Source organism: Actinacidiphila alni (assembly GCF_900112845.1).
GTDB classification, from domain to species: domain Bacteria; phylum Actinomycetota; class Actinomycetes; order Streptomycetales; family Streptomycetaceae; genus Actinacidiphila; species Actinacidiphila alni.
In genome coordinates, this window is record NZ_FONG01000017.1 from 21,190 (window position 1) to 44,363 (window position 23,174).

Sequence of the window (23,174 nt, forward strand, 5' to 3'; positions counted from 1 at the left end):
CGGTCGGCCGGAAAAGCTCCCCCCTACTCCCCTGCGTCGTGCGCCAGCAGCGCCAGCTGGATCCGGTTCTCGACCCCGGCCTTGCCGAGCGCGCTCGACAGATGCACCTTCACCGTGCCCACCGACAGATGCAGCCGGGCGCCGATCTCCGTGTTGGACAGGCCCTCCGCGACGGCCGCGGCGACGGCCCGTTCCCGTTCGGAGAGGCCCGCGAGCCGGGCCCTGGCGGCCTCGGCCCGGGTGTCGGAGGCGGAGGCGGTGGAGGCCGAGGCGGCGTGGGCGATGAGGGCGCGGGCCGCGTCGGGCGAGAGCGCGGGGTCGCCGTGCGCGGCGCGGCGGACGGCGGCGACGATCTCCTCGGGCTCGGTGTGCTTGAGCAGATAGCCCGCCGCGCCGGCCCGTACCGCCTCCAGGACGGTGTCCTCGGCGCCGAAGGTGGTCAGCACGATGACTTGGGGCGCCGGGTCGCGGCCGGTGAGCGCGCGGGTGGCGGTGATGCCGTCCATGACGGGCATGCGGATGTCCATGAGGACGACGTCGGGGCGGTGCTGCCGTACGGCGCCGGGTACGGCCGCGCCGTCCGCGACCTCGCCGACGACCTCGATGCCGTCGGCGCCGCGCAGCATCATCTTCAGGCCCGCGCGGACCAGCGGGTCGTCGTCGACCAGCAGGACGCGGACGGTGCTCTCGTTCACCGGCTCACCTCGCTCGCGGGCCACGGTAGCCGGACGCGTACGGTGAACACGCCGTCCGCGGCGCCGTGTTCGAGGGTGCCGCCGTCCAGCGAGACGCGCTCGCCGAGGCCGACGAGCCCGGCGCCGGCGCCGGGCAACACCCCCGTCGGCGTACGGGGACGGCAATCCGGCCCCGGCGGAAGCGAGTTGGCGACCGTCACGACGAGGTCCGCGCCGGGAGTGCCGCTCAGCCGTACGGTCGTCCGCGAACCGGGCGCGTGCTTGCGGGAGTTGGTCAACGCCTCCTGGACGGCGCGGTACGCGGTCCGCTGGAGCTGCGGGCGCAGGCCCGCGACGGCGGAGGGCTCGGTGTCGTCGCGGAAGTCCACGGACTGGCCTGCGGCCCGCGCCTCCGTCACCAGGGCGGCGACGTCGGCGAGCCGGGGCTGCGGGGCGGTGGGCGCCGGGCCGTTCGGGGAGTCGTCGGAGCGGAGCACCACCAGCACTTCGCGCAGTTCCTCCAGCGCCTGGTGGGCGTTGTCGCGGATGACGCGGACGCTCTCCTCGGCCTCGGCGGCGTCGAGAGCCGGGCCTCCCCCGTCGCCCCTCATGCGGTACGCGAGCGCGCCCGCGTGCATCGACAGCAGCGAGATCCGGTGCGCGAGCACGTCGTGCATCTCCCTTGCGATGGCGGTGCGTTCGGCGCGGCGGGTGTCGGCGAGGCGGCGGGCGTGCTCGGCCCGTTCACGGATCGCGTCCGCCCTTTCACGGATCGCGTCCTGACGTTCCCGCTCGGCGTCGGCGCGTTGCCGCTCGGCGTCGGCCCGCTCCCGTTCCGCGTCCGCCCGCAGCCGGACGAGGAGTTGGCGGCGCGAGCGCAGGGCGCTGCCCCAGGCGAAGAAGACCAGGTAGTACGTGACGGAGAAGGCCGCCGCCGTCCAGTCGGCGTGGTGCGGGTCGGACAGCAGCAGCGCGTCGGGCACGGACGCGGCCACGAACAGGCCGAGCACCGGCAGCGCGCGGCGCGGCGGCTCGTACAGCGCGAGGTTCGCCGTGATGACCATGCCCGCGCCGAACACGCTGTTGGACATCGCGAGCGCCGGCACGGCCAGCAGCGCGACCGCCATCGGGTGGCGGCGCCGCCACCACAGCGACAGGCAGGCGAGCGCGCCGAGCGGCAGGTCGACGGCCTGCATCCACACCGGCCGGTCCTCGTGCGCGGCGGCGATCCCGTACACCACCATGCCGACCAGGACGGCGAAGCACAGCGTGGCCGCGTCCACGGCCAGGTCGCGGGCGGTGCGGCGCCACGGGGTGTCCTGGAGGTGGGTACGGGGGTCGGCGGCGGTCATTCCCCGAGCGTAGGGGTGGCGGGGTGCGGGACCGGGGAGCCCTCGCGCATCCAGGCGCGCGTGCCGAAGGAGGCGCAGGAGGCGGTGGCCACGGCGGAGGCGTACGCCAGGGCCGTACGGAAGGCGCCGGCCGTGAGGCGGCCGCCGGTGAGACGGTCGGCCGTGAGGCGGTCGGCCGTGAGCTGGTCGGCTGTGCGGCGGTCGGCCGTGAGCTGGTCAGCCGTGAGGGGGTCGGCGGGAGGCGCCGCGAGGACGTACGCGAGGGCGCCGTGCAGGACGTCGCCCGCGCCGAGGGTGTCGGCGATACGGGCGGCGGGGGCGACGGGCAGTTCGCCGCGGGCGCCCCCGGGCCCGGCCCAGACCACCGGGTCGCCGCCGTGCGTGACGGCGGCCCACGGGACCCCGGCACCGGAGGACGCCAGAAAGTCCAGCACCTGAGCGGGAGTTGACGCCTCAGGCGGCCGGAAGTCCGCCGAGCAGACGGCCACGTCGATGAACGGCAGCAGCTCCTCCGTCCCCGGCTTCCAGCTCCCGCCGTCGAGGACGGTACGCCGCCCGGCGGTACGGGCCGCCCGCGCGACGGCGATGGCCGGCCCGATGTGGTGGCCGTCGCACTCGACCACGTCGGCGCCCGCGACCAGCTCCGCCACGTACGGGCCGGGCGGTACGGCGACGGGCCGGCCGGTGGTGTTGAGGGACGCGACGGCGCGCTCGCCCGTGGCGGCGGTGACGAGGATCGAGGAGACGGCGGGCGGCGCATCGGAGTCGGCGGCCAAGTCCACGACGCGGACGCCGAGTTGGGCCAGGTCGGCGGTGACGCCCGCGGCCAGCGGGTGGCCGCCGACCGCCGTGAGCAGGGTGGCCTCGCCGCCGAGATGGCTGAAAGCCGCGGCGGCGTTGGCGGCCGGGCCGCCCGCGGCGACGGTCTGCGCGCGGGCGGTGACCTTCTCGTTCGCGGCGGGCACGTGGTCGACCAGCTGGATGATGTCGAGCGTGGTGAGCCCGACGAACAGGCCGCGCGGCGGGCGGCGTCCGCCGCGTACGGTCGGGTCCCCTGTCACGTCCTCCGGATCTCGCGTCACCCGCCCATGGTGCCGCGCCCCGCCGCGCGCCGGGCGTCCGGCGCAGGCGCGTCAGTCGGAAGTGGAAGCGGAGGCCGAGGCGGAGACGGAGGCCGGAGTCGAAGCGGTGTCCACGAGGAGCTGCTGGAAACGCCGCTCGAAGTCGCGCGGATCGGCGCTCAGCGATTCCTTGACCATCGCCGCGAACTCGTCGACGACGACCTCGTACGCCCCGTCCCGCACGCCGTCGAGGGCGCGCCGGGCCACGTCGGCCGGGGCCACCTTGGGCACGTCGAGCCCCCTGGTCATGTCGGTGTCCGCCGCTCCGAGGTGCACCGAGGTGACGGCGGTGCCCTGGGCGGCCAGTTCCTGGCGCAGGGCGTTGCCCATGCTCCAGACCGCGGCCTTGGAGACGGCGTACGCGCTGCTGCCGGGGAAGACGAACCATGACGCGGAGGACGCGATGTTCAGCATGGCGCCGCCGCCGTTGGCGGCCAGGACCGGCGCGAAGGCGCGGGCCATGGACAGCGTGCCCCACAGGTTCACCTCCAGGGTGGCGCGGACGGCGGCCAGGTCCCCGAGCAGGAGGCCGCCGCCGATTCCGGCGTTGTTGACGAGCAGGTCGACGTCGTGTGCCGTACGGGCGGCCGCCGCCACGGCCGCGGGGTCGGTGATGTCCAGGGCGAGGGTCTCGACGCCGTCGAGGTCGATCGCCTCGGGGCGGCGGGCGGTCGCGTAGACCTTCGCGCCGCGCCGGCGGAGTTCGGCGGCGAGGGCGCGGCCGATGCCGCGATTGGCTCCGGTGACGAGCGCGGTGGCTCCGTGGATGTCCATGGCACGTACGCTAGAACCTGACGTTGGCGTGAGGTTCAAGTCGGATCGGGCGGGATGTCCACGTCGGACCGGGCGCGAGGTCCGGGTCAGCCCGGGGGGAAAGGTTCGAGTCCGACCGGGCGGGAGGCCCGAGTCGGACGGGCGGGAGGTCGTATGCGGATCGGAGAGGTCGCCCGCGGTGCGGGCGTGAGCGTGCGCGCGCTGCGGTACTACGAGGAGCAGGGGCTGCTCGTGGCCGAGCGCATGCCGAGCGGTCACCGGCGGTATCCGAAGTCGGCGGTGGAGCGGGTGCGGTTCATCCAGCTGCTCTACGCGGCCGGGCTGAACAGCAGGACGATCCTGCAGATCCTGCCGTTCCTCGACACCCTCGTCGCCACGCCCCGGATGACGCAGCGGCTCAGGGACGAACGCGACCGGCTCCGGACGCAGATCGACGATCTGACCACGGTGTGCGACCGGCTCGACGAGCTGATCGGCCTGGCCGTACGGGCGGAGTCCGCGCCGGCCGAATGCGCCGCCCGGGAAGAGGGGAAGCCGGCGGATCCGTAAGCCCGCAGGCCCGGGTCTGCGGGCCCGTAAGCGAGCCCCAACTCCCCTCACCTCCACGGGTCGAGAGCGTGCTTGCCCTCCGTGCGCCCGGCGGCGAGAGCCGTGAGGACGGCAGGGCCGTCGGCGAGCGGATGGACGGCGGGGCCGCCGGGCGGCCGGACACCGGCGGCGGTCAGGACGTCCAGCTCGTCGAGCAACGAACGGTAGAGGGACGGGAGTTCGGTGGCGAGGGCGCCGATGTGGAGGCCCTTGAGCTGGACCCGGTGGGTGAAGACCAGCTCGTGGGTGGTGACGGTGGCGTCGCCGGACGCGGCGCCGTAGACGACGACGCGGCCGAGGAAGGGTTTGGCGACGGTCAGGCTGACCGGGAAGGTGGCGCGGCCCACCGATTCCAGGACGAGGTCGACCCCGGCGCCGTCCGTCAATTCCATGATGTCGGCGGCGAGTTCGGGTGACGTGGCGTCCAGGACGGCGTCGGCGCCGAGGGCCGCGACCGTACCGTGCTTGGCGGGCGAGGCGGTGGCCAGGACGCGGGCGCCGTAGTGGCGGGCGAGGCGTACGGCGGCATGGCCGACGCCGCCCGCTGCCGCGTGGACGAGGACGGTCTCGCCCGCCGCGAGGCCGCCCAGGGGGCGCAACGCGGCAAGGGCGGTGGCCCAGTTGAGGACCGTACCGAGCGCGGCGGCGTCCGGCCGGCCGGGCGGCACCGGCAGCGCGCCCACCGCGGGCATCGTCATGTACGGGGCGAAGGCTCCGGGTCCCGTGCCGATGACGTGGGTGCCGGGCGGGAACGGGTCCGCGATCCCGGGTCCCGCGCCGACGATCTCGCCCGCCGCCTCGAAGCCCGCCACGTACGGCGGGCACGGGCCGTCCCCGTATCGGCCGTACGCCCGCATGGCGTCGGCGAAGTTGAGGCCGGCGGCGGTGACGCGGATCAGGTAGTCGCCCGGCCCCGGGACCGGGCGCGGCGCGTCCTCGACGAGCGTCAGGTCGCGCGGTCCGCGCCGCGAGAGCTGTACGAGGGCGCGCATGGTCGGTGTTCCGCTGTCGTGGTCCATGGCCGGACCGTAGAAGCCTGACACTTGCGGCAGGGTCAAGCGCCCGCGCCGGAATCCCCCATTCCCGAATCCCTCAAATACGCGTCGAGAGCGGCCTGTTGGGCGGACAGCGCGGCGACGCGGGCGGCGAGCCGGTCGCGGTGGGCCCGTACCTCGCGCAAGAACTCCGCATCGGTGCACGCGGGGCGACGGCCGTCCGGGTCGTCGGGACCCGGCAGCGCCTGCCGGATCAGCCGTACGGGCAGGCCGGATTCGAGCAGCGCGCGGACGAGGAGGACCCGGTCGACGGTCGAACGGCAGTAATCCCGGTAGCCGTTGCTGTGACGGCCGGGCACGATCAGGCCCTCGTCCTCGTAGTGGCGCAGCGACCTCGCGGTCGTGCCGCTCAGCCGGGCTGCCTCACCGATCCTCATGTACGGCGCCAACGCCCGCCTGCCGCGCGGGCATTCCGCGGCCGGTCCACAGCCGGTCCATTGGCCGTTCCGCGGCCGGTCCACGGTCAGTCCGTGATGTACCAGTCGTTCTTGAGGTACTCCAGCGTGGAACTGCCGATCTCGCTGTCGGTGAAGGTGACGGAGGCGCGGACCGAGTCGGCCGGCATCTCGATCTTGTCGGGCGTCTCCACGACCACGCGCGCCGGATCGACCGTCGCGCTGCGCAGGGCCTTCTTCTGCGGGGGCGAGATCATCTTGAACGTGACGGGGAACGTCGACCGGCACGGCCCGAGCCCCTCGTCCTCCGCCTTCTTCGCGGCGGGCCCGGCCACGTCGCAGACCGTGTCGAGGTCCTCGCGGCCGACGGCGTGGAGGAACTGCTCGTACCGCTGGATCGCGCCCGCCTTCGTCCTGGGCGCGTGCCCACCGCCGGCCGGCGCGGTGGACGGCGCCGTGGCCGACGGGGTCGCGGACGGGGTGGTCGCGGTCGGGGTGGGCGACGCGGACGTCCGCGAAGTCGCCGTGGCGGTGGGCGTGTGCGAACCCTCGCTCTGCGTCGACTTCTTCGGGCCGCACCCGCTCGCCACCAGCACCACGCACGCCGCCACGGCCACGCCCGCCGTCACCCGGGTCGTCGTCCTAGCCATCATCCGCGTCACCGTTCGCGTACTCATCCGGTCCCCCTCCGGTCGCCTCGCCGGTTCACAGTCGCCGCACAGTCACGACACATCAACAGGAGGTCACGCAGGATCCGGGGGAACGGTTCCCACGGATCCCGCCCCGGGACGGTGACGGCGTGCCCGCCGAGGGCGACGCGAGGGGCGAGGGTTAGCCTCGGAGCCGAGCGGCGGCTCCCACCGGGCCGGCGCGACGACGACCAGTACGAGATCAGCGCGGGACCAGTACGACCAGTACGAGACCAGTGCGACGACCAGGAGGACGGCATGGCAGGGATTCCGGCAAGTGTGGTCGCGGCCGGCGGGCTCGTCGGCGGCTATGGCGTCGCCCGCTGGACCCGCAAGCGGGCGCTCGGCGGTGTCGCGCTCGCCGCGGCGGGCACTCTCGCCGCCCGCGACTGGCACGCCCGCTCGGGCCCGGTCGTCGCGACCGCGCTCACCACCACGTACGTCGCGGCCTTCGCCGGTTCGCACCCGCTGGCCCGCAGGCTCGGCGCCTGGCCGTCGGTCTTCACCGTCGCGACCGCGGTCGCCGCCGCGTCCTGGGCCGTGAGCGACCGGCACCGGTAGCCGCACCAACGCCAGTGGCCGTACCGAGGCCAGTGGCCGTACCGGCACCGGTAGCCGTACCGACACCGCCGGCCCGGTGGCCGTACCGACGCACGCCGGTGGCCGTACCGGCACCAGCAGCCGTACCGGCACCGGCCGGCGCCCGTGATCGACGGGCGCCGGTCAACCTCGTGGGGCCTGTGTGCGTCCTGTGAGGTAGCGGCAACCGGACGGGTCGCACGAGGAGACGACCGCGGAGAGGGGGGAACGTGACTCGGCGGGAGCTCTACGCGTATCCGCTGCGCGCAGGCGCGGCGACGGCCCGGTTCGTCTGGCGCACGCTGTACCGCGAGTGGCAGGGCATCATCGCCGATCCCGTACGGCAGCTCTTCCGGCGCGGGCCGTCCGCGCTGCTGCTCGCCGCCATCGCCGCCTCCGGCGTCATCTTCTTCCACGACCTGGCCCAGCGGCAGGCCGGCGCCACCGCCGTACGCGTCCTCGGCGGGGTCTACGGCAGCCTGCCGCTGTGGCTTGAACTGCTGCGGACGCCGGTCTCCCTCTACGTCCCCGCGCTCGACCTGCCGGTCTGGGCCGGGATCACCCAGCTCTTCCTCGCCTTCGCGCTCGCCGAGTTGGTGCTCGGCCGGTTCCGTACGCTGCTGATCGCGTACGTCACCACCCTCGCCGGGACCCTCACCGTCCGCGTGATGATCGCGATCGGGCCCGACTCGTGGCGGTTCGGCCTTCCGCCGGAGGCCGGCGCCGTCCTCGACACCGGGCCGTCCGCCGCCGTCGTCGGCCTCTTCACCTACATCTCCGTCGTCCGCCGCGCCCCAATCGTCTTCGCGCTCACCGGCGGCTCGATGGTCTGGGAATCCATCGCCGTCCCCAATCTCGCGGGCCGCGAACACCTCATCGCCGTCGGCACCGCCCTCGTCCTCGGCCTCCTCCACAGCCGCCCCCTCCCCCGGCCGCCCCGCCTCACCCCCTGGCGCCGCCGCCCGGCCCCCACGGTCGTCGTGGCCCGCAGCGACGAAGCCACCCTCAGCACGACGCCCTCGACCGCGCTGCCCCAGGACGCCTGCGAGGCGGACTGACCGCGACCGGCATCCTGGGCCCCAGCCTCTCCGCCGCCTCACGCATACGCACCGGCGCGGCTGGGGCCCCGCGGGGCGGCCGGTGCCCGTGGGACCGGTGCTCCGATCACTTGGCGTCGGGAACGGTCAATTCCGGTCGGCGTACATCCCCGGGCACCCGTCGGTGGTCAGATACGTACCCGCGTACGTATCGGGCGGGGATCGAGCAGCATCAAGCAGGGGGGAGAGCGACGACATGGTGGATTCGGGGAGATCGAGGGGCGGGCGGCGGGCACCCGGGGGGATACGGGTGCGGGCCGGGGCCGCGGTGGGGGCCGTGCTGCTGGCCGTGCTGGCGGTGGGGTGCGGGGGCGGCAACTCCGGGAAGGACGACGGGGCTTCCGGCGAGGTCGTAGCGGCCAGTACGTCGAGTACGTCACCGACACCGAGCGTCGTGCTGACGGTCGCCCCGACGACCGAGGCGCCCACGACGGCGCCGCCGACCACCGCCCCGACCACCGCGCCGCCGACCACGACCGAGGCGCCCGAGCCCGTCGTGACGACGACGAAGCCGGCCCCCAGGCCGACGACGCACCGGCCGGTGACGCCGAAGCCGGTCACGCACAAGCCGGTCACGCACAAGCCGACCGTGGCGCCCCCGCCGGACAGCGGGGACATCCTCGCGCCGAGCGGAAACCATTACGCGGCGGGCCAGTTCTGCAAGAAGGCGCATTTGGGGCTGACGACGCATGACGCGCACGGCGCGGTGATCAAGTGTGAGCGGGACGGCAGTTACAACCGCTGGACGCACGTCTGAGACATGCCGACGGCCCTGGCGTCGGGGGGGAGTCGCCAGGGCCGCCGGGGTTTGCGGAGGGGTGGTTCGCGGAGGGGTGATCCAGGGGGGTGCGCAGGGATCAGATGGCGATGTCGTGGGCGCGGAGCCAGGGGGCCGGGTCGATGGGGGCGCCGCCGCCCGGGCGGACCTCGAGGTGGAGGTGCGGGCCCATGACATTGCCGGTGGCGCCGACGCGGCCGATGGTGTCGCCGGTGGTGACCTTGCCGGAGGTGACGACCATGGTGGAGAGGTGGCAGTACCAGAGCTCCGTGCCATCGTCGAGGGTGAGGACCACGCGGTAGCCGTACGAGCCCGCCCAGCCGGCCGAGGTCACCGTGCCGCTGTGGACCGCGTGCACCGGAGTGCCGGTGGGGGCGGCGAAGTCCAGGCCGGTGTGGGTGTTGGCCCACAGCGAGCTGACCTCGCCGAAGCCGGCGGTGAGCGTGTACGAGGCGACGGGCTTGATGTACGACGCCGCGAGCTTGGCGAGCCGCTCGGCCTCGGCCTTGGCGGCGGCCTCCGCGTCGGCCTTCGCCTTCGCCTCGGCGGCGGCCTTGGCCGCGGCGGCCTGCTCGCGCACCTTCTGCGCGGCGGCGTCGCGGGCGGCCTGCTGGGCGGCGGCCTGCTCGGCCGCCTCGCGCTCGGCCTTCGCCGCGGCGTCCTTCTGCCGCGTGGCCTGGTCGAGGATGCGGGCGCGCAGGGCCTCGCCGGGGTCGGCGGCGACCGGGGTGGCCGCCGTGTCCTCCACGACCGTCGCCGCCGTGTCGGCGGCCGGCACCGCACCCGTACCCGCGTCCGAGTTCGTGCCCGCGTCCGTGGAAGTGGACGGAGAAGGGGCAGCGGAGCCGAAGAGGTCCCCGAGGACCGGGACGGCGGACGGTACGGAGGGCGGTGCGGAGACCTTCGGCAGGTCGGGGAGGTCGGGCTGCTCCGGGAGGTCAGGGACCGCTATCGGCGCGGGCACGGCGTCCGCGGCGGCGGCCACACCGCCGGCGCCCACGGCGGCCATCGCGGCGACGCCGAGCACGGCGGAACCGCGGGCCATGCCGCGCTGGCGGGGCAGCCGGTGCCGGTTCTCACCGGAGGCGAGTCCGGAATCGGGGCCGGAATCGGGGCCGGAAGAACCGGCGGGACCAGAGGCGGCGGAAATCCCGTATCCGGCAACGGAATCGGGGGAATTCCAGTCGTCCCACCCGGCGGGGGGCTCGGCCGCGGGGGCCGCCGGAGCAGGAGCGTAGGCAGGCTGGTTGGACGCCACTCGGGCGCACTCCTTTCCTTCCTTCTCGCCTACCGGGTTAGCTGACGGGTTCGGAGCAGGAAGGTCTCCTACGGGCCTGACGGCTGCCCGATTCACCCCATGGATCCCCTCCCGTACGCCTGACTGCGACGTGCGAAAGGTCGGGTCCCCGGTTCCCGCGGACGGGATTCGGCAAGCGCGCGGTGCCGCCTCTGTGGCGGTGGTGACGACCGCGCTGCGTTATCGAACGTTAATAGAGCCGGAGGCGTTTTCCAAGCCGAATCCAAGAGTTGACGTCGGGAACCAAACGGTCACGGCATGCGTAGTACGGGTAAAACCGGCACCGGATGTGGCCGGGCGGTGATGTGAGTGTGTGTCAGTTGTTATCCGCCGTTATCCACAGGGGGACGGCGTGACTACGGACGGTCAGCGTACGGTGGCGGTACGGGGCGGCGGCGCCACCGGTGTGGACCTCTGCCAATTCGTGAATCCCTTGGCAGGTCACGTAGCCCGGCCGCACCATGAGCAGGCCCGCATTTCTGTCATGCACTCGTCCGCTCCAACTCGCCCCACCCCGCCCGATCCACGACCACGAGGGAGCCTTCATGGCGCGCGCCGACGAGCACCAAGCACCCGAACCCGCACGCTCGTTGACGGACACCGGGACGCACACCGGGACGGCCGGCACCCCCGGCGCGCCCCCGACCCGCCGCTCACTGTTGCGCGGGGGCCTCGCCTTCGGCGCCGCGGCGGCGGTCGGCGTCGCCGCCGACCTGACCTCCGGGATCGGCCGCGCCTCGGCCGCCACCGTGGACTACCCGGGCGCCACCTGGGCCCCGGCCAGCACGAGCAACTACACGGCCGCGAACCGCCCTTCGACGTATCCGATCAACATGGTCGTGATCCACGTCACCCAGGAGACGTTCACCGACACGATCCGCCTCTTCCAGGACCCCTCGCACGCGGCGGCGGCGCACTACGTCGTACGGTCCGGCGACGGCGCGATCGACCAGTGCGTACGGGAGCACGACGTCGCGTGGCACGCGGGCAACTGGGACTACAACACGCGCAGCATCGGCATCGAGCACGAGGGATGGGTCGACCAGCCCGCGTACTTCACGACGGCGATGTACCACGCCTCGGCGGCGCTCACCCGGGAGATCTGCCTCAAGTACGCGATACCGATGGACCGCAACCACATCATCGGGCACGTACAGGTGCCCGGGACCGATCACACCGATCCTGGGCCGTACTGGGACTGGGTGCGGTACATCAGGCTGGTCAACGGCACGTGACACCCTCCGGGCGGGTCGCTCGATTCGAGCTTGGCCCCCACCGGGGCGGTGATCCGCTACCACCCGTCTGCCCCACGGGGGGGGGTGGGTTCTTGGGCCGCTGGCACGCGTCGGTTGCGCGCGCAGTTCCCCGCGCCCCTGAAAAGTCCCCTCGAACCGTCCTTCCACGGCCCCGCTGCCCTTCCCGGCAGCGGGGCCGTTGTCATGGGCGTTGACAGAATGGTCAAGAGTCGTTGACCATTACTGGCATGCAGCCACAAGGACCCGAGGAACCGGCCGAGGGCGTCGAGGACGTCGTGCGGCTCACGACGGACGAGCAGTTGCGGGCCGTCAACAATTTGGTGCGGCACCGGATCATCCGGCTGCTGCGGGACGGGCCCGCGACGATCAGTCAGGTCGCGGAGAAGCTCGGCTTGTTGAAGGGCAGTTCGAGCTACCACGTGCGGGTGCTGGAGCGGGCCGGAGTGATCAAGGTGGTCCGCACGCGGAAGGTGCGCGGGGTCACCGAGCGGTATTACGCGCCGACGTCGCGGCAGATCGAGCTGCCGGATCCCGGGCAGGGCCAGCCGGACGTGCTGATGCGGCACGCGCTGGCCGACCTGGAGGCGGCGCCCGCCGACCCGGCCAGGGTCGTGCGCCTTCAGCACGCGCGGATCGGGGCGGCGAAGTTCGCCGAGTTCGCGGACCGGCTGACGGCGCTGATGGACGAGTTGGGTGCGGCGAGCGAGCCGGAGGAGGGGGACGCCGAGCTGGCGGTGGCCTTCTTCCGGCCGCAGGACGCCGGGCCGGTGCGGCAGGACACCGCGGACGGCGAAGAGCGCGACGAAGAGGGCAACACCAACGGGGAGCAGGGGATATGACGGGGATTCAGAAAGTAACGGGCGGTCTGCCGCCGGCGTTCCTGCGGCTGTGGGCGGCCTCCGGGGTGTCCGGGCTCGGCGACGGCGTCTATCTGGCGGCGCTGCCGCTGCTCGCGTCGTCACTGACGCACGACCCGTTCACGCTCAGCCTGGTGGCGGCGACCGCGCTGGTGCCGTGGCTGCTGTTCGGGCTGATCGGCGGTGCGCTGGTGGACCGTTGGGACCGGCAGCGCACGATGTGGACGGTGGACGCCGGGCGCGCGGTGCTGCTGGCGGTGCCGGTGGTCGCGGCGGCTTTCGACGTACTCAGCATTCCGCTGCTCGTCGGCGTCGCCTTCCTGCTCGGCACCGGGCAGTTGCTGTTCGACACGGCGGCGCAGGCGTACATCCCGGAGCTGCTGAGCCGCGAGCCCGCGGGGTTGCGGGTCGCCAACTCCCGCCTCCAGGCCACCACTTCGGCCGGTGAGGGCTTTGTCGGACCGCCGACCGGGAGTGTGCTGTTCACCATCGGGCGGGCGGTGCCCTTCGCGCTGGACGCGCTGTCCTTCGCGCTGAGCGCGATCCTCATCCGTACGCTGCCGGCCGGGCCGAAGCGCGCCGAGGCATCGGACAAGGCCAAGGACGGTGCGCGCGGCGGCATTTGGGCCGAGGCGCGGGCCGGGGCGTCGTACGTCTTCCACCACCGGGTGCTGCTCGGGCTGGCGCTGCGGCCCGCGATCGGGAACATCGCCTTCATGGCCGGTGAGGGCGTCCTCGTCCTCTTCGCGCACGAGCGGCTGCACATCTCGTCGTCCGGCTACGGTCTGCTGCTGGCCTGCGAGGCCGTCGGCGGGCTCGCGGGGTCCACGTTCGCCGGGCGGATCGGCGAACGGCTCGGCACCGGCGGCGCGCTCACCGCGACCGCCGCCGTCGAGGGGCTCGCGCTGCTCGGCTTCGCCGTCTCCCCCGGCGCCGTCCCGGCCGGCTGCTGCCTCGCCGTCCTCGGGGCCGCGATGGGCGCGACGATGGTGCTCGGCGCGACCGTCCGCCAGTCCATCGTCCCGGCCGAACTCATGGGCCGCGTCACCGCCGTCACCCGCCTGCTCGCCGTCTCCGCGGCCCCGCTCGGCGCTCTCCTCGGCGGCTTCCTCGCCTCCTCCTACGGCCTGCGCGCGCCCTTCCTCGTCGGCTCCGCCCTGCTGATGGCGATGACCTTCGTCACCGCCTCCCTCACCACCAACCACCGCGTGGAGGATGCCCTCGCGGCCGCCCGGCCGCGCCCGACGACGGCCGAGGTCACGGAAGACGTCGAGGTCACGAAAGCGGTCGCGGTCACGGAAGCGGCGGCCTCCTAGGCCCGCGGCGACCCACGTAGGGCATGCTGTCCGCCTGACCGTTGATCCGACGGTCCGAGGGGGGATCGCATGGGGAATCACATGGGAAAGAAGATCGGGTTCGTGGCGCTCGGTGTGCTCATGGCCGTCATGGCCGTCATGAGTTTCGTCGGGAGCGTACGCAGCCTGCACACGTTGGTGCTGATTCCGCCCGGCGTGGCTACGGCTGTGGCGTCCTGGTACGCCTTCCGGGCAGCGTTCGCGCGACCGGTGCCCGCGACTGAGCAGGCTCCTCGGCAGACCTGGTACCGCTGAGATCCGCGGCCACCGCAGCGCATACGCCGACGGCCCCGGGCATCGTGCCCAGGGCCGTCGGTGTGCCGCCCGTCAGGCCGTCAGGGGATCAGGGGGGGATCAGGGCTTGATGACGACGGTGTGGACCATCTTGTCCGCGAAGGTCTGCCTCTTCTCGTCCCACGCCGGCCACAGGAAGCCGAGGTAGCAGGGCAGGGCGTCGAGGATGTGCAGCAGGCGGCGGCCGAAGGCCGTGCCGAAGCCGACGATCTGGCCGTCGGCCTCGCGCAGCAGCCGGGTGCCGACCACCTTGCGGCCGGGGGTCTGGCCGGTGGTGCCGTCCATGTACGACAGCCACACGGCGCCCACCAGGCCGACCAGCCCGCCCAGCAGCGTGCCCGCGATGCCGCCGATGCCGAAGCGCAGGACGGCGTACGGCACACCGACGATCAGGCTGTCGATCAGGTAGGAGCCCGCGCGCTCGCCCCAGTTGGCCAGCGGCGGCATCCCGGTCGGCTGCTGGCCGTACGCCGCCTGGTCCGGCTGGCCGCCGCCGGGGTAGGAGGGTATGCCGCCGCCCTGCCCGTACGGGTTCTGCTGACTGTAGGGGTCGGGGGTCTGTCCGGCCGGGTCGTGCTGCCACGGACCCGACTGCCCGCCGGAGGCACCGTCGTACGGGGGTGGCTGTCTGTCGCTCATGCGGGCCAGTACAGCGGCTGTGACCGGGCACGGACAAGGCTGTGGGTGCAACGTTTTCGCGCCGTATCCGTATATGTAAGCTCCGGGCCCCGTCCGGGGCAGGTGCTCGCGGCGGCGGGAAATCGGGATGCGGCCGCCGGACGGCCTGGCTAGCGTCCGGACCATGGCCCACACGTATCCCCCGCTGAACGTCGAGATCCGCACGCCGCGCCTCACCCTGGCGGGCGCGACCGACGACCTGCTGGAACGGCTCGTGCCGCACGTGCGGGCCGGGATCGCGGACGGCGAGCCGTGGCCGTTCGACGACCCGAGTTCGTTCTACGCCGACAGCCCGGAGCGCGAGTGGCGCTGGCTGCGCTCGGTCTGGACCGGCCGCGGCCGGGTCGGCCCGGACGCCTGGCGGCTGTACTTCGCGGTGGTCCTCGACGGTGAGCCGGTCGGCATGCAGGACCTCACCGCGAGCAATTTCACGCGCTTCGGCACCGTCTCCAGCTTCTCCTGGCTCGCGCCAGGCGCCCGCGGCCGGGGCCTCGGCAAGGAAATGCGCGCCGCCGTCCTGCACCTGGCCTTCGCCGGTCTCGGCGCCAAAGAGGCGGGCAGCGACGCCTTCTTCGACAACGCGGCCTCCAACGCCGTTTCCCGCGGCCTCGGTTACCAGGCCAACGGCACCGACTGGGACACCCGCCGCGGTGCCCCGGCCCTCATCCAGCGGTGGCGCCTCACCCGTGAGGTGTGGGAACGGTCGCGCCGCGACGACATCGAACTCTCCGGCGTCGAGGCGTGCTTGCCCGTCCTGGGCATCGGCTAGCCGGCGGCGCCGACATGGGCCCACACGAGCTTGCCGATGCCGTCGCGCTCGCTCACGCCCCAGTTGCCCTCGGTGAGGGCGTCCACCAGCAGCAGGCCGCGGCCGTGCTCGTCCAGCGACGCGGGGTCGGCGGGGCGTAATTCCGGTGCCTTCACCGACACGTCGTGCACCTCGATGCGGACGGCCCCGTCCGGCAGCCGGAGGAATCGGGCGCCGATCTCGCTGCCGACGACGGCGTCCGCCGAACGGTCGGCGTGCTGGATCGCGTTCGCGAGGAGCTCGGACAGGACGAGGGTTGCCGCGTCGGCCAGTTGGGGCAGCTCCCACGCGGTGAGCGTCCGGACGAGCCAGTGCCGCGCCGGGGCGACGGACGCCTCGGCGGCGGGCCAGAGGCGGAGGGCTGCCGCCGGCTCCGTGAGGGTGTGTTGCATGGGCTGACCTTCCGGTTTCGGTCACGTCGGTGACTGGTTACTCCTAGCCTGGCTAGTGGCGACAGTGAGTGACAGAGCCACCGGTGAGACAGAAGCAACTGTCCAGACAGCGCGGAAAGCCCCTATGAGTGCTGAGACCGAGAACACGGACCCGGACGACACCTCGACTTCCCCCCTCAAACACTTCGGCCACGAGGTCAAGCTCGAACGCGAGCGACAGGGCATGTCACGAAGCGAGTTGGGCAAGCTGGCGAGCTGCGGCTACTCGCTCGTGGCGAAGATCGAGGCGGGCGACCGCATGCCCGCGCTGGACTTCGCGGAGTCGTGCGACCGTGCGTTCCCGCACTCCAACGGGCGGTTCGTGCGGCTGTGGCCGCTGGTGATCCGGTACGCGTACCCGTCGTGGTTCCGACCGTTCGTGGACCTGGAGGCCGCGGCGGCTTCCATCAGGTCGTTCGAGGTGCAAGTCGTCCCAGGCTTGCTCCAGACGCCCGAATACGCGCGCGCGGTGATGGAAGCGGGCCGGTTGCGCCTGGGCACGCAGCGCGTGGACAACCTGCTCACCGCCCGGATGGAGCGTCAGCGCATCCTCAACCGGCCCGATCCGCCCGACCTTTGGGTGATCCTGCACGAGAACGTGCTGCGGGTGCGCGTGGGCACGGCCGACGTGTTCGGCGCCCAACTCGCCAAGCTGCTCCAGGCGGCCGAAACGCCGAGCACGGTGATCCAAGTGGTGCCTTACGCGGCCGGCGGGCACGCCGGGCTGGCTGGTCCGTTCGCCATACTCTCGATGGACGAGGGCCCCGACGTGGTCTACGCCGACAGCTTCGCGCAGGGCCAGATCGTCGCTGATCCGGCCGAGGTCAAGGGAGCGCTGCGGGCCTATGATTTGCTCACCGCAGTGGCTCTGTCACCAAGTGACTCGCTGGACCTGATCCGGATCACCATGAAGGAACTGAACAGATGAGCAACGCCGACAGCCTGCCCGTCCTCGCCTGGCGCAAGTCCTCGTACAGCAGCGACAACGGCGGCAACTGCGTGGAAGTCGCCGTCAACGTGCCCGGTCACGCGCCCGTACGCGACTCCAAGGACCCCCAGGGCCCGGCTCTCATCTTCTCCACCGCCGCCTGGGCGGCGTTCATCACCGCCGTGCGGTCGGGCAAGTTCCCCACCAGCTGAACCCACAGGGAGCGCGTATGAGCACTGTGACCTGGCGCAAGTCCTCGTACAGCAGCGACAACGGCGGCGACTGCGTCGAGGTCGCCGTCAACATCCCCGGCACCGCCCCCGTACGCGACTCCAAAGACCCCCAGGGCCCCGCCCTGACCTTCACCGCCGCCGCCTGGGCGGACTTCATCACCGACGTACGGGCCGGACACTTCCCCAGCTGAGCCGAAGAGACGTCGGCCCCGCCGTCCACCTCTCGGGCGGCGGGGCCGGCGTATGGGCTAGACGCGGGTCAAGGCGACCACAGGGATGGTGCGGCCGGCGCGGGCCTGGAAATCGGCGAAGAAGGGGGCCGTACGGAGTTGGGCCGCCCAGAGGCGGTCGCGTTCGGCGCCCTCGGTGATGGTGGCCCTGACGTCGAAGGAGTCGGTGCCGACTTCCACGTGAGCATCGGGCGCAGCCCGGAGGTTGTGGAGCCAGTTCGGGTTCTGCGGGCGGCCGCCGTTCGCGGCGAAGACGATGAGGCGGTCGCCGTCGGTGGCGTAGGCCATCGGAGAGGTGAGGCGGCGGCCGGTGCGGGCGCCGGTCGTGGTGAGCAGCAGCATGGGGAGCCCACCGCCGCCGAGGACGCCTCCGTTGGCGCGGAACTGGTTGATGACTAACTGATTGCGCTCGACTCGCTCGGTTGCCTCGGACACCGGCCCGGTCCTCCAGAAATCGCGGACGCCCCCGTTGGGCGTGACCTCGGGTCCGAACCTACCCAGGCACGGACGGCTACGCCCACGTATCGGCGCCGCCGCCGAGCCACTGGATGAGATCCGTCTGCTCGACCTCGACGTCGTCCAGGCCGGCCCGGCGGAGGAATTCCACGAGGTCGGCGATGCGGTGGGCGCGGCCCACGTCGGTGCCGCGGATCGTGACGCGGCGCCCGCCGCCGGGGCCCGGCGGATGCACGGTGATCGGCGGAGTGTCCATGTCACCAGCCTGCCCCGCGCGGCCCGGGTCCGCACCCCCGGGCCACCCCCGTAAAGCCGGCCCACTCCCCTGACCTGCGGAAAGACGGAAACGCGGGCAGGACACGGCCGCCGCCGTCAAGACGGTGTCAACGTCACGGCCGCCCGCGCCAGGGAAGCGTTAACAACGGCGATACGGGCCCGGACGGGGCCTCTCATGGAGACGCGGGTCGGCCGACCCGCTCCGTCCCTTCTCCTTAACGATCCGGGGTCCTCGCCCATGTCCGATGTTGTCTTCGTCCTCGTGACGATCGCGGTGTTCGCCGTGCTCGCCCTGGTGGTCAAGGGGGTCGAGAAGCTGTGAGTGTCGAGAACGTCGTCGGTCTTGTCGTGGCTGTCTGCCTGCTCGGCTACCTCGTGCTGGCCCTGATCTTCCCGGAGAAGTTCTAGTGAACGACACTCTCGCGGGCTGGCTGCAGATCACCGTGCTGATCGCGGCCCTGGCGCTGTCCTACCGCCCGCTGGGCGACTACATGGCCCGTATCCTCACCACCGCCAAGCACCTGCGGGTCGAGCGCGGCATCTACCGGCTCGGCGGTGTCGACGCCGACGCGGACCAGAAGTGGTCGGCGTATCTGCGCAGCGTGCTCGCGTTCTCCGCGGTCTCTGTGCTGTTCCTGTACGCCTTCCAGCGGCTGCAGAATCATCTGCTGCTCTCGCTCGGCTTCGCGCCGGTCAAGGCGGACCAGGCGTTCAACACGGCCGCCTCCTTCGTGACGAACACGAACTGGCAGTCGTATTCGGGCGAGGTCACGATGGGGCACCTGGTCCAGATGATGGGCCTTGCCGTGCAGAACTTCGTGTCCGCGGCCGTCGGCATCGCCGTCGTCGCCGCGCTGATCCGCGGCTTCACCCGCAAGCGCACCGACCGGGTCGGCAACTTCTGGGTGGACCTGACGCGGATCGTCGTACGGCTGCTGGTGCCGATGGCGTTCGTCTTCGCGGTCGTGCTGGTCGCGTGCGGAGCCGTGCAGAATTTCCACGGCATCCACGAGATCTCGACGCTGATCGGCGACAAGCAGTCGGTCACGGGCGGCCCTGTGGCCTCGCAGGAGGCCATCAAGGAGCTGGGCACCAACGGCGGCGGCTTCTACAACGCCAACTCCGCGCATCCCTTCGAGAACCCCAACGGCATCTCCAACATCCTGGAGATCTACCTGCTGCTGGTGATCTCCTTCTCGCTGCCGCGCACCTTCGGCCGGATGGTCGGCGACCACCGGCAGGGCTACGCGATCCTCGCCGTGATGGGTCTGATCTGGGCCGCGTCGGTGGCGATCATCACCGTCAACGAGCTGCACAGCGTGAGCAGTTCGGCCGGTCACGCGGCCGGCGGGATGATGGAGGGCAAGGAACAGCGGTTCGGGATCTGGGCGTCGACGCTCTTCGCGGCGTCCACGACGCTCACCTCGACCGGCGCCGTCAACTCCTTCCACGACTCGTTCTCGCCGGGCGGCGGCGGCATGACGATCTTCAACATGATGCTCGGCGAGATCGCGCCGGGCGGTACGGGCTCGGGCCTGTACGGCATCCTGATCCTCGCGATCATCGCGGTGTTCGTGGCCGGGCTGATGGTCGGCCGCACCCCCGAGTACCTGGGCAAGAAGCTCGGCGCGCGCGAGATGAAGTTCGCCTCGCTGTACATCCTGGCCACCCCCGCCGTCGTCCTGATCGGCACCGGCCTGGCGATGGCGCTGCCCGGCGAGCGCGCCTCGATGCTCAACTCCGGGCCGCACGGCTTCTCCGAGGTGCTGTACGCGTTCACCTCCGCCGCCAACAACAACGGTTCGGCGTTCGCGGGCATCGGTGTCAACACCGAGTGGTACAACACCGCGCTCGGCCTGGCGATGCTGCTCGGCCGTTTCCTGCCGATGATCTTCGTGCTGGCGCTGGCCGGTTCGCTGGCCCGGCAGCAGCAGGTGCCCGTCACCGCGGGCACCCTGCCCACCCACCGGCCGCAGTTCGTCGGCCTGCTCACGGCCGTGATCATCGTCGTCGTGGGCCTCACCTACTTCCCCGCACTCTCGCTGGGCCCGCTCGCGGAAGGTCTGCACTGATGTCCCTGACCACTGACCGGCCGCCGGCCCCGACCGGAGGCCGTGACGCCGCGGCGGCCCAGCCGTCGCACCGCGTCTCCGGCGGCCTGCTCGACCCGAAACAACTGCTCGTCTCGCTGCCGGACGCGGCCAAGAAGCTCGACCCGCGCGTCATGGTCAAGAACCCCGTGATGTTCGTGGTCGAGGTGGGCGCCGTCCTGACGACGCTGTCCGCGATCAAGGACCCGAGCATCTTCGCCTGGGTGATCACCGCGTGGCTGTGGCTGACGGTGGTCTTCGCCAATCTGGCGGAGGCCGTTGCCGAGGGCCGCGGCAAGGCGCAGGCCGAGACGCTGCGCCGCACCAAGACCGAGACGGTCGCGCGCCGCCTCACCGACTGGCGGCACGGCTCCACCTCTTCCCCGGAGGAGTCGGTGCCCGCAGCCGAACTGCGGCTCGGCGACCACGTGGTGGTCGAGGCCGGCCAGATCATCCCCGGCGACGGCGATGTCGTCGAGGGCATCGCCTCGGTCGACGAGTCCGCGATCACCGGCGAATCGGCCCCGGTCATCCGGGAGTCGGGCGGTGACCGGTCCGCGGTGACCGGCGGCACCCGCGTGCTGTCCGACCGCGTCGTCGTCAAGATCACCTCCAAGCCGGGCGAGACCTTCATCGACCGGATGATCGCCCTGGTCGAGGGCGCGTCCCGGCAGAAGACGCCCAACGAGATCGCGCTGAACATCCTGCTGGCGTCGCTGACCGTCGTCTTCCTGCTGGCCGTGGTCACCCTCCAGCCGCTGGCGATCTACGCGGGCGCCGAGCAGTCCCTGGTGATCCTGGTGGCGCTGGTCGTGGCGCTGATCCCGACGACCATCGGCGCGCTGCTGTCCGCGATCGGCATCGCGGGCATGGACCGGCTGGTACAGCGCAATGTCCTGGCCATGTCCGGCCGGGCCGTCGAGGCCGCGGGCGACGTCAACACCCTGCTGCTGGACAAGACCGGCACCATCACCCTCGGCAATCGGCAGGCCGCCGAATTCCTGCCCGTCTCGGGCGTAGGCATCGAAGAGCTGGCGGACGCCGCCCAGTTGTCGTCGCTGTCCGACGAGACGCCCGAGGGCCGCTCGGTCGTCGTGCTGGCCAAGGAGCGGTACGGGCTGCGGGGTCGGGCCGAAGGGCAGTTGCCGCACGCCGAGTTCGTGGCGTTCACGGCGCAGACCCGGATGAGCGGTGTCGACCTGGTCGAGGACGGTGACCAGCGCGCGCTGCGCAAGGGCGCGGCGACCGCCGTCATGAAGTGGATCCGTGACGCGGGTGGCCACCCGACCGCCGAGGTCGGCGAGATCGTGGACGGCATCTCGGCGAGCGGCGGCACCCCGCTGGTCGTCGGCGAGGTCGTCACCCGTGACGGGCGCGCCTCCGCGACGGTGCTGGGCGTCATCCACCTCAAGGACGTCGTCAAGGCCGGTATGCGGGAACGTTTCGACGAGCTGCGCGCCATGGGCATCCGTACGGTGATGATCACCGGCGACAACCCGATGACGGCCAAGGCCATCGCGCGGGAGGCGGGCGTGGACGACTTCCTCGCCGAGGCCACGCCCGAGGACAAGATGGCGCTGATCAAGCGGGAGCAGGCGGGCGGCAAGCTCGTCGCGATGACCGGCGACGGCACCAACGACGCGCCCGCGCTCGCGCAGGCCGACGTCGGCGTGGCCATGAACACCGGCACCTCGGCCGCCAAGGAGGCCGGGAACATGGTGGACCTGGACTCCAACCCGACCAAGCTCATCGAGATCGTCGAGATCGGCAAGCAACTGCTCATCACCCGGGGCGCGTTGACGACTTTCTCGATCGCCAACGACGTCGCGAAGTACTTCGCGATCATCCCGGCGATGTTCACGGTCGCCTATCCGGGCCTGGACAAGCTCAACATCATGGGCCTGCACAGCCCGCAGTCGGCGATCGCGTCCGCGATCATCTTCAACGCGCTGATCATCGTCGCGCTGATCCCGCTCGCGCTGCGCGGCGTCCGCTACCGGCCGTCGTCGGCGTCGGCGCTGCTGAACCGCAACATTTGGGTGTACGGGCTCGGCGGCCTCGTGCTGCCCTTCGTCGGCATCAAACTCATCGACCTGATCGTCCAGTTCATCCCCGGACTGCGCTGACCGGCTCCTTGGAAGGAGAGAGCGAACCATGTCGAAATTCCTCACCAGCGCGGTCCGCAGGCACCTGTCGGCGCTCCGCATGCTGCTCCTGCTGACCGTGGTCACCGGGATCGTCTATCCGCTGGCCGTCACGGGCGTCGCCCAGGCCGCGTTCAGCGACAGGGCCAACGGGTCGGAGGTGAAGCAGAACGGCCATGTCGTCGGGTCGAGCCTGCTCGGGCAGAGCTTCAACCTGCCGAAGAAGGATCCGAACAACGCGGACGAGGTCGCCAAGCCGGACCCGAAGTGGTTCCAGCCGCGGCCGTCCGCGGGCGGCTACGACCCGCTGGCGTCCGGCGCGTCCAACCTCGGGCCCAACAACCCGGACCTGATCACGTCGATCAAGGACCTGCGCAAGGCCGTCGCCGCCTTCGACGGCGTCGACCCGGCGTCCGTACCGGCCGACGCGCTGACCTCCTCCGGGTCCGGCCTGGACCCGGACATCTCGCCCGCCTACGCGTACGAGCAGGTCAACCGGGTCGCCAAGGCCCGCGGCCTGACCGCGGACACCGTGCACAAGCTGGTCGCCGACCATGTCGTCAACCGCGATCTGGGCTTCCTCGGCGCCAAGCGCGTCAATGTGCTCGACCTGAACCGGGCGCTGGCCACGCTGCGTTGATCCGCGGCCCTGCCATGACGCCCGACACCCGGCGCCGGCAGGACCGCCCGACCCGGCGCCATCGGGACCGCCGGCCTCCCCGCCGTAATCCCCCGTGCG

30 protein-coding genes and 1 riboswitch are annotated in these 23,174 nt (G+C 72.2%); of the genes, 17 read left to right on the forward strand and 13 right to left on the reverse strand.

Translation table 11 applies throughout. From position 1 onward, the window contains the following. Positions 1-23 precede the first annotated feature (23 nt). From BM076_RS24945 to BM076_RS24960, 4 genes are read right to left on the reverse strand one after another with little or no spacing between them, the layout of a single operon-like run. Positions 24-695, reverse strand: a complete 672-nt coding sequence (locus BM076_RS24945) for a response regulator transcription factor (protein WP_093715942.1) — start codon at positions 693-695, stop codon at positions 24-26. Beyond that, positions 692-2,026, reverse strand: coding sequence for a histidine kinase (locus BM076_RS24950; RefSeq protein WP_093715943.1), 1,335 nt, complete (start codon positions 2,024-2,026; stop codon positions 692-694). Before BM076_RS24950 ends, BM076_RS24945 begins: the two co-directional genes overlap by 4 nt. Next, positions 2,023-3,108, reverse strand: coding sequence for a PfkB family carbohydrate kinase (locus BM076_RS24955; RefSeq protein WP_245796320.1), 1,086 nt, complete (start codon positions 3,106-3,108; stop codon positions 2,023-2,025). Before BM076_RS24955 ends, BM076_RS24950 begins: the two co-directional genes overlap by 4 nt. Before the next feature lie 51 nt (positions 3,109-3,159). Further along, a complete protein-coding gene (locus BM076_RS24960; protein ID WP_093715945.1) occupies positions 3,160-3,921 on the reverse strand; it encodes an SDR family oxidoreductase in 762 nt (253 codons plus the stop codon). A 153-nt stretch (positions 3,922-4,074) separates the two neighbouring features. Between BM076_RS24960 and BM076_RS24965 the strand changes: the two genes are divergently transcribed. Further along, the gene (locus tag BM076_RS24965; RefSeq protein ID WP_093715946.1) at positions 4,075-4,470 is read left to right on the forward strand and encodes a MerR family transcriptional regulator; all 396 of its coding nucleotides are present in this window, start codon (positions 4,075-4,077) and stop codon (positions 4,468-4,470) included. Between the two features lie 47 nt (positions 4,471-4,517). Here BM076_RS24965 and BM076_RS24970 read toward each other — a convergent pair whose 3' ends face one another. The 3 genes from BM076_RS24970 to BM076_RS37685 all read right to left on the reverse strand — a co-directional run bounded on the left by BM076_RS24970 (position 4,518) and on the right by BM076_RS37685 (position 6,636). After that, positions 4,518-5,528 (reverse strand): zinc-binding dehydrogenase, encoded by a 1,011-nt coding sequence (locus BM076_RS24970; protein ID WP_093715947.1) that lies wholly within the window; start codon positions 5,526-5,528, stop codon positions 4,518-4,520. Between the two features lie 35 nt (positions 5,529-5,563). Next, positions 5,564-5,941 (reverse strand): MerR family transcriptional regulator, encoded by a 378-nt coding sequence (locus BM076_RS24975; protein ID WP_093715948.1) that lies wholly within the window; start codon positions 5,939-5,941, stop codon positions 5,564-5,566. An 86-nt stretch (positions 5,942-6,027) separates the two neighbouring features. Beyond that, positions 6,028-6,636 (reverse strand): hypothetical protein, encoded by a 609-nt coding sequence (locus BM076_RS37685; protein WP_245796321.1) that lies wholly within the window; start codon positions 6,634-6,636, stop codon positions 6,028-6,030. A 270-nt stretch (positions 6,637-6,906) separates the two neighbouring features. Between BM076_RS37685 and BM076_RS24985 the strand changes: the two genes are divergently transcribed. Together BM076_RS24985 and BM076_RS24990 are read left to right on the forward strand one after the other, a co-directional pair. Further along, positions 6,907-7,209, forward strand: coding sequence for a hypothetical protein (locus BM076_RS24985; protein WP_093715949.1), 303 nt, complete (start codon positions 6,907-6,909; stop codon positions 7,207-7,209). A gap of 248 nt (positions 7,210-7,457) precedes the next feature. After that, complete coding sequence (locus BM076_RS24990; RefSeq protein ID WP_245796323.1) at positions 7,458-8,285, forward strand: hypothetical protein; 828 nt, start codon at positions 7,458-7,460, stop codon at positions 8,283-8,285. A gap of 126 nt (positions 8,286-8,411) precedes the next feature. Here BM076_RS24990 and BM076_RS36190 read toward each other — a convergent pair whose 3' ends face one another. Continuing rightward, positions 8,412-8,885, reverse strand: a complete 474-nt coding sequence (locus tag BM076_RS36190) for a hypothetical protein (protein ID WP_143120632.1) — start codon at positions 8,883-8,885, stop codon at positions 8,412-8,414. Between BM076_RS36190 and BM076_RS36195 the strand changes: the two genes are divergently transcribed. Next, positions 8,866-9,081: a hypothetical protein gene (locus BM076_RS36195; protein ID WP_143120633.1), complete on the forward strand. Its 216-nt coding sequence runs from the start codon at positions 8,866-8,868 to the stop codon at positions 9,079-9,081. The genes BM076_RS36190 and BM076_RS36195 overlap by 20 nt on opposite strands. A 100-nt stretch (positions 9,082-9,181) precedes the next feature. On the opposite strand, the gene BM076_RS25000 is transcribed toward BM076_RS36195, so the two are convergent. Next, positions 9,182-10,360, reverse strand: a complete 1,179-nt coding sequence (locus BM076_RS25000; protein ID WP_093715951.1) for a M23 family metallopeptidase — start codon at positions 10,358-10,360, stop codon at positions 9,182-9,184. A gap of 12 nt (positions 10,361-10,372) precedes the next feature. Then, positions 10,373-10,544: riboswitch (cyclic di-AMP (ydaO/yuaA leader) on the reverse strand. A 400-nt stretch (positions 10,545-10,944) separates the two neighbouring features. On the opposite strand from BM076_RS25000, the gene BM076_RS25005 reads away from it, so the two are divergent. The 4 genes from BM076_RS25005 (at position 10,945) to BM076_RS25020 (ending at position 14,122) form a co-directional block, all read left to right on the forward strand. After that, complete coding sequence (locus tag BM076_RS25005; protein ID WP_093715952.1) at positions 10,945-11,634, forward strand: N-acetylmuramoyl-L-alanine amidase; 690 nt, start codon at positions 10,945-10,947, stop codon at positions 11,632-11,634. Between the two features lie 248 nt (positions 11,635-11,882). Then, a complete protein-coding gene (locus BM076_RS25010) occupies positions 11,883-12,494 on the forward strand; it encodes an ArsR/SmtB family transcription factor (RefSeq protein ID WP_093715953.1) in 612 nt (203 codons plus the stop codon). Continuing rightward, a complete protein-coding gene (locus BM076_RS25015) occupies positions 12,491-13,828 on the forward strand; it encodes an MFS transporter (RefSeq protein ID WP_177246598.1) in 1,338 nt (445 codons plus the stop codon). Before BM076_RS25010 ends, BM076_RS25015 begins: the two co-directional genes overlap by 4 nt. Positions 13,829-13,909: 81 nt before the next feature. Continuing rightward, on the forward strand, positions 13,910-14,122 hold the full coding sequence (locus BM076_RS25020) for a hypothetical protein (protein ID WP_093715954.1): 213 nt from the start codon (positions 13,910-13,912) through the stop codon (positions 14,120-14,122). Positions 14,123-14,221: 99 nt separating this feature from the next. On the opposite strand, the gene BM076_RS25025 is transcribed toward BM076_RS25020, so the two are convergent. Then, a complete protein-coding gene (locus BM076_RS25025) occupies positions 14,222-14,800 on the reverse strand; it encodes an RDD family protein (protein ID WP_093715955.1) in 579 nt (192 codons plus the stop codon). A gap of 163 nt (positions 14,801-14,963) precedes the next feature. Between BM076_RS25025 and BM076_RS25030 the strand changes: the two genes are divergently transcribed. Continuing rightward, positions 14,964-15,608 carry a GNAT family N-acetyltransferase gene (locus BM076_RS25030; protein ID WP_093716064.1) on the forward strand — a complete coding sequence of 215 codons (645 nt, stop codon included), beginning with the start codon at positions 14,964-14,966 and terminating at the stop codon, positions 15,606-15,608. Here the strand turns inward: BM076_RS25030 and BM076_RS25035 are convergent. Next, entirely contained in the window at positions 15,605-16,039 is a 435-nt protein-coding gene (locus tag BM076_RS25035; protein WP_093715956.1) for an ATP-binding protein, read from the reverse strand. The two genes, BM076_RS25030 and BM076_RS25035, sit on opposite strands and share 4 nt — an antisense overlap. Positions 16,040-16,163: 124 nt before the next feature. Between BM076_RS25035 and BM076_RS25040 the strand changes: the two genes are divergently transcribed. Genes BM076_RS25040 through BM076_RS25050 form a run of 3 tightly spaced genes read left to right on the forward strand, consistent with a single transcriptional unit; the run spans position 16,164 to position 17,430 of the window. Further along, positions 16,164-17,006 carry a helix-turn-helix domain-containing protein gene (locus BM076_RS25040; protein ID WP_093715957.1) on the forward strand — a complete coding sequence of 281 codons (843 nt, stop codon included), beginning with the start codon at positions 16,164-16,166 and terminating at the stop codon, positions 17,004-17,006. Then, positions 17,003-17,218 (forward strand): DUF397 domain-containing protein, encoded by a 216-nt coding sequence (locus tag BM076_RS25045; protein WP_093715958.1) that lies wholly within the window; start codon positions 17,003-17,005, stop codon positions 17,216-17,218. The genes BM076_RS25040 and BM076_RS25045 overlap by 4 nt, the downstream gene beginning before the upstream one ends. Before the next feature lie 17 nt (positions 17,219-17,235). Continuing rightward, positions 17,236-17,430, forward strand: coding sequence for a DUF397 domain-containing protein (locus tag BM076_RS25050; RefSeq protein WP_093715959.1), 195 nt, complete (start codon positions 17,236-17,238; stop codon positions 17,428-17,430). Between the two features lie 57 nt (positions 17,431-17,487). Here the strand turns inward: BM076_RS25050 and BM076_RS25055 are convergent, their stop codons facing one another. Continuing rightward, positions 17,488-17,904, reverse strand: a complete 417-nt coding sequence (locus tag BM076_RS25055) for a nitroreductase/quinone reductase family protein (protein ID WP_245796325.1) — start codon at positions 17,902-17,904, stop codon at positions 17,488-17,490. 76 nt (positions 17,905-17,980) lie between these two features. Then, complete coding sequence (locus BM076_RS25060) at positions 17,981-18,181, reverse strand: hypothetical protein (protein ID WP_093715961.1); 201 nt, start codon at positions 18,179-18,181, stop codon at positions 17,981-17,983. Positions 18,182-18,376: 195 nt separating this feature from the next. Between BM076_RS25060 and BM076_RS36785 the strand changes: the two genes are divergently transcribed. Genes BM076_RS36785 through kdpC form a run of 5 tightly spaced genes read left to right on the forward strand, consistent with a single transcriptional unit; the run spans position 18,377 to position 23,075 of the window. After that, positions 18,377-18,523, forward strand: a complete 147-nt coding sequence (locus tag BM076_RS36785; protein ID WP_177246599.1) for a hypothetical protein — start codon at positions 18,377-18,379, stop codon at positions 18,521-18,523. Beyond that, positions 18,520-18,609 carry a K(+)-transporting ATPase subunit F gene (gene kdpF / locus BM076_RS25065; protein WP_093715962.1) on the forward strand — a complete coding sequence of 30 codons (90 nt, stop codon included), beginning with the start codon at positions 18,520-18,522 and terminating at the stop codon, positions 18,607-18,609. The genes BM076_RS36785 and kdpF overlap by 4 nt, the downstream gene beginning before the upstream one ends. After that, positions 18,609-20,273: a potassium-transporting ATPase subunit KdpA gene (gene kdpA, locus BM076_RS25070; protein WP_093715963.1), complete on the forward strand. Its 1,665-nt coding sequence runs from the start codon at positions 18,609-18,611 to the stop codon at positions 20,271-20,273. The genes kdpF and kdpA overlap by 1 nt, the downstream gene beginning before the upstream one ends. Continuing rightward, positions 20,273-22,417: a potassium-transporting ATPase subunit KdpB gene (gene kdpB, locus BM076_RS25075; RefSeq protein WP_093715964.1), complete on the forward strand. Its 2,145-nt coding sequence runs from the start codon at positions 20,273-20,275 to the stop codon at positions 22,415-22,417. The genes kdpA and kdpB overlap by 1 nt, the downstream gene beginning before the upstream one ends. Before the next feature lie 28 nt (positions 22,418-22,445). Continuing rightward, complete coding sequence (kdpC, locus tag BM076_RS25080; protein WP_093715965.1) at positions 22,446-23,075, forward strand: potassium-transporting ATPase subunit KdpC; 630 nt, start codon at positions 22,446-22,448, stop codon at positions 23,073-23,075. Positions 23,076-23,174 lie beyond the last annotated feature (99 nt).